The organism is uncultured Mailhella sp., assembly GCF_947631555.1.
Taxonomy (GTDB): domain Bacteria; phylum Desulfobacterota; class Desulfovibrionia; order Desulfovibrionales; family Desulfovibrionaceae; genus Mailhella.
Window position 1 is genome coordinate 1 of the sequence record NZ_CANRLT010000008.1, and the last position, 14693, is coordinate 14693.

7 protein-coding genes are annotated in these 14693 nt (G+C 58.2%); 2 read left to right on the plus strand and 5 right to left on the minus strand.

Going from position 1 to position 14693, the window contains the following annotated elements:
• Positions 1-302 precede the first annotated feature (302 nt).
• From Q0Z94_RS02110 to pdxS, 5 genes are all read right to left on the minus strand, one after another.
• On the minus strand, positions 303-917 hold the full coding sequence (locus Q0Z94_RS02110) for a recombinase family protein (protein WP_366517558.1): 615 nt from the start codon (positions 915-917) through the stop codon (positions 303-305).
• Between the two features lie 333 nt (positions 918-1250).
• Complete coding sequence (gene rpoC / locus Q0Z94_RS02115) at positions 1251-5480, minus strand: DNA-directed RNA polymerase subunit beta' (protein ID WP_298067235.1); 4230 nt, start codon at positions 5478-5480, stop codon at positions 1251-1253.
• Positions 5481-5611: 131 nt separating this feature from the next.
• Positions 5612-9793 carry a DNA-directed RNA polymerase subunit beta gene (gene rpoB / locus Q0Z94_RS02120; RefSeq protein ID WP_298067236.1) on the minus strand — a complete coding sequence of 1394 codons (4182 nt, stop codon included), beginning with the start codon at positions 9791-9793 and terminating at the stop codon, positions 5612-5614.
• Positions 9794-10629: 836 nt separating this feature from the next.
• Complete coding sequence (gene pdxT, locus Q0Z94_RS02125; protein WP_298067239.1) at positions 10630-11262, minus strand: pyridoxal 5'-phosphate synthase glutaminase subunit PdxT; 633 nt, start codon at positions 11260-11262, stop codon at positions 10630-10632.
• Positions 11259-12140 carry a pyridoxal 5'-phosphate synthase lyase subunit PdxS gene (gene pdxS / locus Q0Z94_RS02130; RefSeq protein ID WP_298067243.1) on the minus strand — a complete coding sequence of 294 codons (882 nt, stop codon included), beginning with the start codon at positions 12138-12140 and terminating at the stop codon, positions 11259-11261. The genes pdxT and pdxS overlap by 4 nt, the downstream gene beginning before the upstream one ends.
• Positions 12141-12282: 142 nt before the next feature.
• Here pdxS and Q0Z94_RS02135 point away from each other — a divergent pair, with 142 nt between their 5' ends.
• Both Q0Z94_RS02135 and Q0Z94_RS02140 read left to right on the plus strand, forming a co-directional pair.
• The gene (locus Q0Z94_RS02135; protein WP_298067246.1) at positions 12283-13782 is read left to right on the plus strand and encodes a PLP-dependent aminotransferase family protein; all 1500 of its coding nucleotides are present in this window, start codon (positions 12283-12285) and stop codon (positions 13780-13782) included.
• Positions 13783-13838: 56 nt separating this feature from the next.
• Entirely contained in the window at positions 13839-14636 is a 798-nt protein-coding gene (locus tag Q0Z94_RS02140; RefSeq protein WP_298067249.1) for a sulfite exporter TauE/SafE family protein, read from the plus strand.
• Positions 14637-14693 lie beyond the last annotated feature (57 nt).

Sequence of the window (14693 nt, forward strand, 5' to 3'; positions counted from 1 at the left end):
TTGTTTCATATTCCAGGATCGTCTCGGCTTCCCGAACTCATCCCTTGGAAATGACAAAAAAGTGTACTTTTTTGCCGCAGGCAGAAAATGAATGCTTAGAAAAAGTGACATGTGCGTTTTAATGAAGGTCGCATTTTAACTATCTGAAATAAAAAATTAATTTTTCAAAAAGCATTGACACGCGAATGTCAGTGCAAACAAATTTGGAAATTCTCATTGTATTTTTTATGATTTTGATAGATTATAGTCGGAAGTCTTTTGGCTGGAACACGGCAAAAAAGTACACTTTCTTGTCGCTTCCCTCACTCGTCCCCAGAAGTTTCCGTTTCATACCGTTTCGCCCGATAGCGGAACGTCGATACTGGCATGGCACATCGCCGGGCGGCTTCAACGGCGCGGATTGTCCCTGAACACCATTCCCGGTATGCTTCCTCAAACGCTGCTGGCAGAGGTTCGGGCCTGCGTCCAAATTTCACTCCCCTCACCCGCGCCGCTGCAATGCCTTCCGCCTGCCGCCTGCGTATGTTTTCGCGTTCCTGCTGAGCAACGAATGAGAGCAGCTGAAGGACAATATCCCCGATCAACGTCCCGACAAGATCCTTCACCCGGCGGGTATCGAGCAGCGGCATATCAAAGACGCTGATGTCTACCTGTTTTTCCCTGGTAATAATGCGCCATTGTTCCTGAATCTCCTTGTAATCGCGCCCGAGCCGGTCTATGCTTGTGATGCAAAGCTGATCGCCGGGACATAGTTTCTTCAGCAGCGCCCTGTACTGCGGACGGTTAAAGTCCTTGCCTGACTGCCTGTCCAGAAAAATGCAGCTTGCAGCAACGCCGTGTTCCGCCATGGCCACACGCTGGCGAGCCTCGTTCTGATCCATGCTGGACACTCGGATATAGCCGTAAACTCCTGCCACAGATAAATCCTCCTCGCTGAAGATGGACTGTCGGGCACGGGCAATGCTCAACCCGTGCCGGATATGATCGTGTACGGTGGACAGTACCACCTGAACGCAGAAGGACACCACCTGGCAACCTCACGCTTTTCTGATTTGTGCCATTTAGAAAAACTGTTCTTTACGAGCGTTGTTTGTCTTTGCCCGCGGGCCGGTTTTATTCTTATGAACTCTCACCGGCTTCCCTGCCCCGGGATTCAGCAGAACGTTATGTCCGTTAACAGAAAAGGCCCCCGTTCCACAAAGGAACAGGGGCCTTGCTGCCTGAGAAGGGAGATTCCCTTCCCGTCTTCTTTACTTGTTTGCGATGCCGATGGCCAGATCAGGGGCGATGATGGGCCGATCATCAATCTCTTCAAGGAACCTGTTGGGGCGTTCCTTCTGTTCCGGCACCTCGATGTTCTGGTTCACATATTCGCGGTATCCGGTACCCGCAGGGATGAGCCGCCCAACGATGACGTTTTCCTTGAGGCCGCGCAGGTAATCCTGCTTTCCCTTGAGGGACGCCTCGGTGAGCACCTTGGTCGTCTCCTGGAACGAGGCGGCGGCCACCCAGGACAGAGAGCTGAGGGACGCCTGCGTAATGCCAAGAACCAGCGGTTCCGCAGTAGCGGGCTTGCGGCCTTCGGCAAGCGCTTTTTCGTTTTCTTCCTTGAACTCGATCTTGTCCACCTGCTCGCCCACAAGGAAGGTGGTCTGGCCCGGGTCGATGATGGACACCTTTTTGAGCATCTGGCGCACGATGACTTCGATATGCTTGTCATCGATCCCCACACCCTGGAAGCGGTACACTTCCTGAATCTCATCGACGAGATACCGGGCCAGGTACTTTTCACCGCGGGTGTGCAGAATGTCGTGAAGTTCGGGATTGCCTTCGGTCAGGACCTCACCGGCTTCCACAGAATCCCCGTCCATAACGGTGATGTGCTTGCCGCGAGGAATGAGGTATTCCTTCTCGTCGCCCACATCAGAACTCACAATGAGCTTTCTCTTGCCCTTGGCTTCGCCGGCGAATTTCACAACGCCTGAAATATCGGAGACCACGGCCATTTCCTTGGGCTTGCGGGCTTCGAAAAGTTCAGCCACGCGGGGAAGGCCACCCACGATGTCCTTGGTTTTGGAGGTTTCGCGGGGCTTGCGGGCGATGATATCGCCAGCCTGTACGAGTTCTCCGTCCCTGACCATGATCAGTGTGCCCACGGGCATAGTGTAGATGGCTTCAATCTCATCTCCCTGTACCGAGGTGCGCGTCCGAGTCCTGCCATTTTCGTCCACAATGGAAATGTAGGGAAAGTACTGCTCCTTCTCACGACTTTTTTCACGGTTATTGGTCGTGTTGCGATATTCAATGATGATACGGGTGGACTGGCCCGTGGTCTCATCGCGCTTTTCCTGCACCGTCTTGCCTTCAATCACGTCATGATACTGAATCTTGCCGTCCACCTCCGTGATGAAGGGGTCGTTGAAGGGGTCCCATTCGGCGAGCTGCTTGCCCTTGACCACCTCTTCACCGTCCTGAACGTACAAGCGTGCGCCGTTGGGCAGAGGATACTTCTCGACCTCACGGCCCTGATCGTCCACGATGGTGAGCTGACCGCTCTTGCCGATGACCAGCGACACACCTTCACGATTCCTGACGATCTTCACGCGGGTAAGGCTGACGCGGCCGGAATTCTGCGCAGCGATGCTGGACTTGACAACCTGAGCGGAAGCCGTGCCGCCGATGTGGAAGGTACGCATGGTAAGCTGCGTACCAGGCTCACCGATGGACTGTGCCGCGATGATGCCTACGGTCTCGCCCACGTTGACCAGATGGCCGCGGGCCAGATCTTGCCCGTAGCACAGCGCACACACGCCGCGTTCGGCCTGACAGGTCAGGGCGGAGCGGATGGTAACGGTGCTCACGCCGGCCGCGTCAAGAACGTCGGCCACCTTCTCGTCCACAAGTGTGTTTTCGGGGAAGAGTTCTTCCTTGGTGATGGGATGCATCACGGGATAGAGCAGCACTCGGCCGAGGATACGGTCACGCAGGGGCAGCTTGATTTCGTTACCTTCGCGCAGGGCGGACATTTCGATGCCGTCCACGGTGTTGCAGTCTTCCTGAGATACGATGACATCCTGAACCACGTCCACGAGACGGCGGGTCAGATAGCCGGAGTTGGCCGTCTTGAGGGCGGTGTCGGCCAAACCCTTGCGTGCACCGTGCGTCGAGGTGAAATACTGAAGCACGGTAAGCCCCTCGCGGAAACTTGCAGTGATGGGCGTTTCGATGATGGCGCCGGAGGGTTTGGCCATCAGGCCGCGCATACCGCCGAGCTGCCTCATCTGGTCGGCGTTGCCTCGCGCACCGGAGTTGGACATCATGAAAATGGGATTGAAGCTGGTGTCATCGGCCTCGCGTCCGGTCTTGGGATCCGTCACATGATCAACGGAGATCTCCTTCATCATTTCCTTGGAAATGGTGGTGGAGGTCTGCGACCACACATCAACGACCTTGTTGTACTTTTCCGTCCGGGTGATGATACCGTCCCGGTACTGCCGCTCGATGTCGTCCACTTCGGACTGCGAAGCGGAAATAATGGCCTTCTTTTTCTGTGGAATGGTCATATCCTTGAGGCCGATGGAGATACCGGCACGGGTGGAGAACTCATAGCCGATATTCTTGAGCTGATCGCAGAGGATGACCGTGTTCTTGATACCGGCAGCCTTGTACGCAATGCCCACAAGTTTGCCGATGGCCTTCTTGGTCAGCACCTTGTTCACTTCATCGAAGGGGATGACATGGGGCAGGCGCTCCCAGACAAGCACGCGGCCGCAGGTGGTATCCACAAGATTGCCGTCCTCCATGCGTACACGGATGCGGGCGTGAAGATCGAGCTGCTTCGCATCGTAGGCTGCTTCCACTTCCCAGGGACCGCAGAAGACCATGCCCTCACCTTTGCAGAAGGAACGATCCATGGTCATGTAGTACAGGCCAAGAACCATGTCCTGCGAGGGAATGATGACGGGACTGCCATTGGCAGGCGACAGAATGTTGTTGGTGCTCATGAGTAGCACACGGCATTCAATCTGGGCTTCCACGGAAAGCGGGATATGTACGGCCATCTGGTCGCCGTCGAAGTCCGCGTTATAGGCGGTGCAAACGAGCGGATGCAGACGTATGGCCTTGCCTTCCACAAGCAGCGGCTCAAATGCCTGTATGCCCAGGCGGTGCAGTGTGGGAGCACGGTTCAGCAGCACGGGGTATTCACGCACCACTTCGGCCAGAATATCCCAGACCACCAGCTCCTCGCGCTCGACCATCTTCTTGGCGCTCTTGATGGTGGAGGCGTAGCCGCGTTTCTCAAGTTCGGAATAGATGAAGGGCTTGAACAGCTCGAGGGCCATTTTCTTGGGCAGTCCGCACTGATGCAGCTTGAGGGAAGGCCCCACGCAGATGACGGAACGGCCTGAATAGTCCACACGCTTGCCGAGCAGATTCTGACGGAAGCGGCCCTGCTTGCCCTTGATCATGTCGGAGAGCGACTTCAAGGCGCGGCCGTTGGTGCCGGTGATGGCCCGGCCGCGGCGGCCGTTGTCGAAGAGCGCATCCACAGCTTCCTGCAGCATACGCTTTTCATTGCGGATGATGATATCCGGCGCACCAAGTTCCTTGAGCCGCTTCAGACGGTTATTGCGGTTGATGACGCGGCGGTAGAGATCATTGAGGTCGGACGTGGCGAAACGGCCGCCGTCCAGCGGAACCAGAGGCCGCAGATCCGGGGGAATAACGGGAATGACTTCCAGAATCATCCACTCAGGCTTGTTGTTGGACTCCAGGAAGGCTTCCACGATCTTGAGGCGCTTGGTGACCTTTTTCTTCCTGGACTGGCTCTTGGTCTCCTGCGACTCGTCGCGAAGCTCCACCTTCAGTCTGGGCAGATCAAGCTCTTCCAGCAGAGTACGAATAGCTTCAGCGCCCATGCCCACCTTGAGTCCATCCTCGCCATAGTGCTCCAGATACTGAAGATACTGATCCTCGGAAATAACCTGCATCTTGCTCAGGCTCGTGGAACCGGGATCGAGCACCACATAGGAATCAAAGTACAGCACCTTCTCCAGGTCGGCCATGGTCATGTCCAGAAGCGTGCCAATCTTGGAGGGAAGTGTCTTCAGAAACCAGATGTGGGCCACAGGCGCGGCCAGCTCAATATGACCCATGCGTTCACGGCGCACCTTGGAAGCAATAACTTCCACGCCGCATTTCTCGCACACGATGCCGCGGTGTTTCATGCGCTTGTACTTGCCGCAGTTGCACTCGTAGTCCTTCACCGGGCCGAAGATCTTGGCGCAGAACAGACCGTCGCGTTCGGGCTTGAACGTGCGGTAGTTGATGGTCTCCGGCTTTTTCACTTCGCCGTAGGACCATTCGCGGATATTCTCCGGCGAGGCGAGCGTGATCTGAATGGCGTTCAGATTGCGGATGTTCGACACATTGGAAGCCGCCGCCGTGTCGCGGACAGTAAACAGATCGTCCAGACTCATCTATGTCTCCCTAGCAAGAGGGTTGGATTCGCTTTGCCTGTGCCGGCAGAACCGGCATCGATCGCAAGGGGAAACAGCCCCACCCGGCGAAACCCGGAATGGCTTCGGCGGGCATGGGCGCTTGTTTTTCCCTATTCCTCTATATTGTCCAGAACGGGATCATTCACAAAGAAACGCTGCCTGGCAGGCTTCCTGGATTCTTCCTGTTCCAGATTCACATTGAGGCCGAGGGACATGAGTTCCTTGACCAGAACGTTGAAGGATTCTGGCAGACCGGCTTCAAGGAAGTTATCTCCCTTGACGATCTTTTCATACATCTTCACCCTGCCGGCCACGTCATCGGACTTCACTGTCAGGAATTCCTGCAGGAGATACGAAGCGCCGTAGCCTTCCAGAGCCCACACTTCCATTTCGCCAAGACGCTGGCCGCCGAACTGGGCCTTGCCGCCCAGAGGCTGCTGGGTGACCAGAGAATAGGGGCCTGTGGAACGGGCGTGGATCTTTTCATCGACCAGATGATGCAGTTTCAGGTAGTACATCACGCCGGTGGTCACACGGTTGGCGAAGGGTTCACCTGTGCGTCCGTCATAAAGCACCGTTTTGCCGTCACTCGGCAGGCCAGCACGCTCCAGCCACGCCCAGATCTGGTCTTCCTGCGCTCCGTCGAACACCGGCGTCTTGGTCACGATGCCCTTGCGCAGGTCGAGCACGGCCTTGCGCAGCGTCTCGTCATCCATGCTGTCCACAAGCTCGTCGATGCTCATGCCGTCGCTGTGGGCCACGGGCAGGTCGGCGGCAAAGATGTCCTTCACCTCGGAGCGGATGGCTTCCATAGCTGCGCCATGATCCACCATTTCAGCAAGCTGCCGCCCCAGCTCCTTGGCGGCCCAGCCCAGATGCGTTTCCATGATCTGGCCGATGTTCATACGGGAAGGCACACCCAGGGGATTCAGCACCACGTCCACGGGGCGGCCATCCTTGAAGAAGGGCATGTCTTCTTCCGGCAGGATCATGGAAACCACGCCCTTGTTGCCGTGACGCCCGGCCATCTTGTCGCCCACGGAAAGCTTGCGCTTGATGGCGATATGCACCTTGACCATCTTGATCACGCCCGGAGGCAGGTCGTCGCCCTCAGTGGCCTTCTCGCGCTTGGCATCGTAGAGCTTTTTAATCACTTCAAGCTGGCGGTCGTAAGCCCCGATCATGCTGACGACTTCCGCGTCCGTTTCCTTATTGCGCAGGACGCCTCCAAGCTGCTTGAGGGGCAGCTCCTGCATGACCTCCCAGGTAAGCGCGGAACCGGCGCTCGCCAGAACTTCATCCTTGCGCCTGCCGGGGATATCCACAGCCAGAACCTGACCTTCCATGAGCGAACGCATACGCTCGCGGGTACGCTCTGTCAGTGCGCGCACATGGTCGGCTTCCCGGCGGTCGAGCTTCGCGATCTCGTAGGCTTCGATCTCGCGGGTGCGGTCGTCCTTCTCACCCGAACGACGGTTGAAGACCTTCACATCGATGACCGTGCCTTCGATTCCCGGCGGCACCTTGAGGGAGGTGTTCTTCACATCCCTGGCCTTGTCGCCGAAGATGGCGCGCAGCAGCTTCTCTTCGGGAGTGAGCTGCGTCTCGCCCTTGGGGGTGATCTTGCCCACAAGAATATCGTCGGGCTTGACGGAAGCGCCGATGCGGATCACACCGCTGCCGTCCAGATCATGAAGCATGTCATCGCCCACGTTGGGAATGTCGCGGGTGATTTCTTCCGGCCCGAGCTTGGTATCGCGGGCGGCCACTTCAAATTCCTCGATATGAATGGACGTGTAGATGTCGTCACGCACAGCGCGTTCGGAAATGAGCACGGCGTCTTCGTAGTTATAGCCGCACCAGGGCATAAAGGCCACCACAAGGTTCTTGCCAAGAGCCAGCTCACCCTTCTCGATGCCGGGTCCGTCGGCGAGGACGTCGCCCTTGTTCACGCGCTGACCGGGCAGACAAGTGGGTTTCTGACCGAAGCAGGAATTCTGGTTGGATTTGTGGAACTTCAGGAGATCGTAGCTGCGCACTCCGCCGCGGTCTTCCAGATACAGATCATCGTAGGCCACGATAATGCGTTCGGCGTCGGCGTAGCGAACCACGCCGCTGCCCTCGGCCAGAAGGCAGGCGCCGGAGTCGCGCGCCACGTCATATTCCATGCCAGTTCCCACCAGCGGACGTTCGGAGCGCAGGAGAGGCACGGCCTGACGCTGCATGTTCGAACCCATGAGGGCGCGGTTGGCGTCATCGTGTTCCAGGAAGGGAATGAGTGCAGCGGAGATGGAAACCATCTGGCTCGGCGAAATGTCCTGAAGCGTAACGTCATCGCGGCTGGCCATGAGCACGTCGCCGTCGGTGGAACGAACTGTCATGTTCTCCTGAAGGAAACGGCCGTTCTCATCCACAGGCGCATCGGCCTGTGCGATAATCTGGCCTTTTTCGCGGGAGGCATCGAGATGCACGATCTCGTCGGTCTTGCAGCCGCCGCGCACCACGCGGTACGGCGTCTCGATGAAGCCGTACTCGTTCACCTTGGCGTAGGTGGTCAGAGAGACGATGAGGCCGATGTTCGGACCTTCGGGAGTCTCGATGGGGCAGATACGGCCATAGTGGGAGGTGTGGACGTCGCGGACTTCAAAGCCCGCACGCTCGCGGGTCAACCCACCAGGCCCCAGAGCGGACAGACGGCGCTTGTGGGTCACTTCCGAAAGGGAGTTGGTCTGGTCCATGAACTGGGAGAGCTGGGACGTGCCGAAAAATTCCTTGAGTACTGCGGCCACCGGCTTGGGATTGATGAGGTCGTGCGGCATCAGGGAGGCCACTTCCTGAATGCTCATGCGTTCCTTGATGGCGCGCTCCATGCGCACAAGACCGATGCGGTACTGGTTTTCCACCAATTCGCCCACGAGACGCACACGGCGGTTGCCCAGATGGTCGATGTCGTCCGGCGCACCATTGGTGTCCTTGAGTTCCACCAGCACCTTGATGGCGGTGATGATGTCCTCATCCGTAAGCGTAAAGACGTTCTTGTCCGTGTGCAGGCCAAGGCGGAGGTTCAGCTTGTAGCGCCCCACCGCGGAAAGATCGTAGTAGTCCGCATTGCGGAACAGGTTGTCAAAGTAGCCGGCCGCGATCTCCGGCGTGGGCGGAGAGCTGGGGCGCAGACGGCGGTAGATTTCTTCCTGCGCCTTTTCCTTGTTTGCTGCCTTGTCGAGGGCAAGAGTGTCGAGAATGGAGGAGGAAGTCCCCGCCCCGCGGGTGTGCAGCAGCTTGATGCTTTTCACACCAGACTCTTGCAGTTCTCCAAAAAGACTGGGCGTCACTTCCGCTGTGGATTCGGCCAGAATCTCGCCAGTGGCGGCGTTGACCACGTCTTCGGCTAAGGCAAGGCCCAGAATCGAGTCTGGATCCACTTCGATGTATTCGATGCCGGCATCGGAAATCTTCTTCCAGTCGCGCTTGTTCAGCTTCCTGCCGGACTTCACCACCACGTTGCCTTCTGCATCGGCGATATCGGCAAAGGTCACGCGGTCCTTGTCGCCGGAGAACAGCTCAGCGTCAGCACGCATGAACAGACGCCCGCCATCGAGACGATACTCTTCCTTCTTGTAGAAGGTCTCAAGAATCTGCTCCTTAGTCATCCCCATGGCCTTGAGCAGTATGGTCACAGGCATCTTGCGGCGGCGGTCGATGCGGACGTACAGGATATCTCTGTGATCGAAGTCAAAATCGAGCCACGAGCCGCGCATGGGAATGACCCGGCAGGAGTACAGCACCTTGCGGGAGGTGTGCGTCTTGCCGCCGTCATGCTCGAAAATAATGCCTGGAGAGCGCTGGAGCTGATTCACGATGACGCGTTCCGTACCGTTCACGATGAACGTGCCCTTCTCAGTCATCAAGGGAAGGGTTCCAAAATAGATATCCTGTTCCTTGCTGTCGCGATGGGTGCGGCTGCCGGAGGCTTCGTCCACATCGTAGATATCAAGACGAACCTTGATGCGCACAGGAGCTTCGTATGTCAGCCCCTTGGAGATGCACTCCGCCTGGTCGTACTTGGGTTCGCTGATTTCGTAGCCCAGATATTCCAGACTGGCGGTACGGTTAAAATCTTCAATGGGGAACACGGAACGAAAGACTCCTTCGAGTCCTACGCTGGGATCGCGTTCCGATTCCTTGCGGCCTTCCTGAAGAAAGACACTGTAGGAATCTACCTGAAGATTCAAAAGGTGCGGAATGGGAATGGAGACTTTAATTTTGCCAAATTGCTTCGTGAGCTGACCCATTACTCTACTACCTCAAGAATGGCGTTGTCCGGCCCTGCACCGGAAAATTAACAAAAAATATGCGCATCGCGGCGCCTGTTGTACAGGCACAGAAAAGCAGACAACAACCCCCTTGTCTCCGTACCGGAAAGGGCGTTGTCTGCAACTGGTGGCATCTGTTGTTATCAGAAATCTCTCATGCTGTGATGCCCGCGTATCCGTCCACCGAAAACCCTGACGAGTTCGATACTCTAACCCCTTCCTGGAAAATTTGCAAGCGTTTTGTGACACATTTTAGAATATATCAGGATACATCATTTTTTTAAAAAAAACAATATTTCTTTTCAAGCAGCGGCAAAAAAACGGAGAATGCCTCTCCGGCAGTACTCCGCCGAAAAAAGGAACGAAGACCATACTGTTCCCCGGCCAAAGACGAAGGCGGGAGAGCAATAATGTAGCAAAGCCCTTCAGGGCTTTGCGTCCTGCGCTTGGGAGGGGTTTGCATCCCCTCCCAAGCTACCGCCCCAAAGATACCCCGCCCTTCAGGGCGGGGTGGGGCTATATCGGCCTAAAGGCCGAGGTCTCAAACCATAAAGGAAGTAAGATGAGAACACATCCGGCGCGGTGCCAGGAAAATCTGGTCATGGCAGGAAGGGAAGACTGTCAGCGTATCCCCAGGACAAGGTGTTTGCCGTGGTGCCGGGCCGCAGTTCCTGAAATTTTGCCTGCTTCGGATGACGGAACATTTGAACCGTTGTCAGTGCCGCGTATGGGGTTCCTTTTACCGGTGGCACCGTTCCTCTCTTAAAGATTGCCCTTGCAAGGGGCGCGAACCGTCAATCCGCGCCCCCAGCAGTTCAGCGCCGGTTACGGCAGATATCGAGAAAAGCCTGATGGAAGCGGAGATCGGGCGTAAGCTCTGGATGGAAGGATGACGCCAGAAGGTGCCCCTGCCGGACAGCCACGGGGAAGGCAGTTTCCTCCCGCTCCACTTCGGCGAGTATCTCCACATCCGGCCCCGTGTGCACGATAAGCGGTGCACGGATGAACACGGCCCGCAGATCCTGGGCGATGTCCGTCACGTTCAGAAAAGTCTCAAAGCTGTCCACCTGACGGCCAAAGGCATTCCGGCGTACCCGTGCATCCAGGAGACCGAGGCGTGGCTGTTCCACAAGTTTTCCATCCGCCCCTTCGATCTCACGGCAGAGCAGGATGAGTCCGGCGCAGCTCCCATACAGGGGCATACCCGCCCTGCCGCAGGCGGCAAGCGCGTCCAGCAGCCCCTCGGCCCTGAGCAGTACGCCCATGGCCGTACTCTCGCCGCCGGGAAGGACAATACCGTCGAAGCACTGCAGTCCTTTAAAAACGTCGTCCCCAAAGTCCAGAGGGCGGCGCAGCTCCTCCACCTCCGCTCCGCAGCGCTCCAGTGCACGCCTGTGTTCGCGGAATGCCCCTTGCACCGCCAGCACACCGATCCGCAGGCGACTCACCAGCCGCGCTCCTGCATACGCTGTTCAGGAGCGATGGACGCGATCTCAAGACCGGGCATGGCCTCGCCAAGTCCTTCAGAAACCTGAGCCAGGATCTCGGGATCGGCGTAGTTCGTGGTGGCGGCGACGATGGCCTTGGCAAAACGTGCGGGGTCGGAGGATTTGAAGATGCCGGAGCCGACAAAAACGCCGTCGCATCCCAGCTGCATCACGAGAGCGGCATCGGCAGGCGTGGAAATGCCGCCCGCAGCAAAGTTCACCACGGGGAGTCTGCCGGAGCGATGCACCTCAAGGGCCAGCTCCAGAGGCGCACCCAGTTCTTTGGCATAGCCAGGAACTTCTTCCTCCCGCAGAGAACAAAGCTGACGCAGCTGTCCCATCACCTCGCGGACGTGCCGAACGGCTTCGACGACGTTTCCGGTGCCGGGTTCCCCCTTGGTGCGGATCATGGCCGCGCCTTCGCCTATACGCCGCAGGGCTTCCCCCAGATTGCGGGCGCCGCAGACAAAGGGCACACGAAAGTCGTGCTTGTCCAGATGAAAGCGGCTGTCCGCAGGCGTGAGCACTTCGCTCTCGTCGATGTAGTCCACGCCCAGATGTTCAAGAATGCGTGCCTCGGCGATGTGTCCAATACGAACCTTGGCCATGACGGGGATACTCACCGCGGCCATGATGCGCTTCACCACCGCGGGATCGGCCATACGCGCCACGCCTCCGGCTCTGCGGATGTCAGCGGGAACGCGCTCCAGCGCCATAACGGCGCACGCCCCAGCTTCCTGGGCAATGACGGCCTGCTCCGGAGTGGTCACGTCCATAATGACGCCGCCCTTGAGCATTTCGGCTAAACCGCTTTTCACTCGAAACGTGCTTTTTTCCATACTTCCTCCTTGTCGCTGCGGATGCGGAAACGGTGCTCCCGTGCACACCTGCGGCGGGAATCTGCCGCTCACATCTTTCCTATAGAAAGACCTCTTGAAGAAATCCAGAAAATAGAGCAATCTAGTGACAATAAAGATTGTCATGAAGACATTGAAAAAGGACAGGATGACAATGCCGGATTTTCAGACATTTATTCATCTGTATGAAGAGGCCGCCCAGCCCTGCCGCTATCAGAAGGTGGCGGCGGCGCTGGAGGCGGGTATTGAGCAGAGACTGTTTCTGCCCGGGCAGGCTCTGCCCACGCAGCGGGCTTTAGCGGCGGCACTCGGGCTGACCGTGGGCACGGTCACGCACGGCTATGCCGAGGCCGCCCGGCGCGGGCTGGTCACGGGCGTCACCGGGCGCGGCACCTTCGTCCGCGCCAGCCGCCCGGACGTGGACGTGCTTCCCCCCGCACCTTCCCCTGTCGACGGTCCGGACAAAGGTCCCTTTGCCTGCCCACGGGAAACGGCGGAAACAAACGACGGCGATTCCCAACCTCTCTGGAATCTGGGCTTCATCGCGCCCTTTGAACACCTGAACCCCGCCCTGCTCGATGGTCTTTCCCATCTGCTCTCTACACTTCCGCCAGAAGAGCTGGCAGCACTGCAGAGCTATCAGCGGCCCGGCGGCATGGAAAAGCACCGCGAGGCCGGAGCACGCTGGGCACGGCGTTGCGGTGCGGCCGTGTCCGGCCAGGAGCCGCTCATCTGCGCCGGTTCTCAGCACGCCCTTGTAACGATCCTCATGTCCCTCTGTTCTCCGGGAGAACGTATCGCCGCCGAGACTCTGAGCTACCCTCTGCTGCGCCAGCTCGCCTGGCGTCTGCGCCTGAATCTCGCCTCCGTGCGCACAGATGCCAGTGGAATGCTCCCCGATGCTCTCGACCAGGTCTGCCGCAATGGTGGTGTTCGTGCCGTTTACCTCATGCCTTCCTGCCGCAATCCCACGCTCACCTGTATGCCTGAAACCCGAAGACGGGATCTGGCAGAAGTCTGCCGCAGGCACGACCTGCTCATCATTGAAGATGATGTTTTCGCCCTGGCCGTGGATACGGGACGGGCGCTGCCCACCTTTTCCGCACTGACTCCGGAACGTACCTGTTTTATTGCGGCCACCAGCGAAATCCTCGGCGGCGGCCTGCGTGTGGCCTATCTTTGCCCGCCTCAAGAATACCGCGAGGAATTGGAACGGACGATCTCCTATACCCTTTCCATGGTTCCGCCGCTCATGGCCGAACTCGCCTCGCAATGGATCCTGGATGGAACAGCCGACCGCGTTCTGGAAGCCAAGCGCAGAGAAGCCGCGGCACGCAATCTCCTCGCGCAGGAGCTGCTGGATGGCTGTGGGCTTGTCTCACGCCGTACCGGTTTTTTCTGCTGGCTCCCTCTGCCCGAACCCTGGACGGGCATACAGTTCGCGGATGCCGCCCGTCAGCAGGGTTTGCTTGTGGCCGAAGGCGAACATTTCCTGACCGGCCACGCAGCGCAGGGACACGGTGTGCGGCTGGCTCTGGGAGGAATAGAGGACAGGGACACGCTTGCCGAGGCGCTGCGCACCGTCGTGCGGCTGCTGGACTCAAGGCCCGCTGTCCGGAGTTGACGCGAGCGGCACAAAGTCTATGATACGCCGCATATCATCTTGAATAAGGACGTACTATGGCAGCGGCACTTATCGTTTACTGTCTGCTTGGCGGCATCGCCGGCATTCTGGCGGGACTTCTGGGTATCGGCGGCGGCGCCGTGATCGTTCCCATGCTGGTCTTCGCCTTCGCATGGCAGGGAATCTCGCCTGACGTGGCCATGCACATGGCCGTGGGAACCTCTATGGGCAGCATCATGTTCACGGCCGTATCCAGCGCCATGGCGCATCATCGGCGCGGCGGCGTGGACTGGAGCGTCTTCAGGTGCATCGCCGTGGGCATCCTCATCGGTACCTACTGCGGCACCTTCATCGCCTCCCGCATTCCAGCCCGTTATCTTCAAATGTTCTTCGTCTGCTTCCTCTTCTATGTGGCGACGAATATGCTCCTGAACAAGAAGCCCAACCCCAGCCGCACCATGCCCGGCATCGCGGGCATGACCGGCGCGGGCATGTTCATCGGCGCTATCTCCAGCCTTGTAGGCATCGGCGGCGGGACACTGTCCGTGCCCTTCCTCGTCTGGCACAATGTGGATATGCGCCGGGCCGTGGGCACATCCGCGGCCATCGGCTTCCCTATTGCCGTGGCCGGAAGTCTGGGCTTCATCACCAACGGCTGGGGCGTTCCCGAACTCCCGGCTTATTCTCTGGGCTTCATTTATCTGCCTGCACTCGCAGGCATTGTCGCCGTCAGTATGCTCACCGCCCCCATAGGCGCGGGCATCGCGCACAAACTGCCCATCCCCAAACTGAAGCGCGTCTTCGCATGCTTCCTGTACCTCGTGGCCGTCAAGATGCTTATGGACGTTCTGTAGGCCTTACCCAGCCCAAACATGAAACGGGTCTCCCTCTTCGGGGCGACCCGTTTTTAT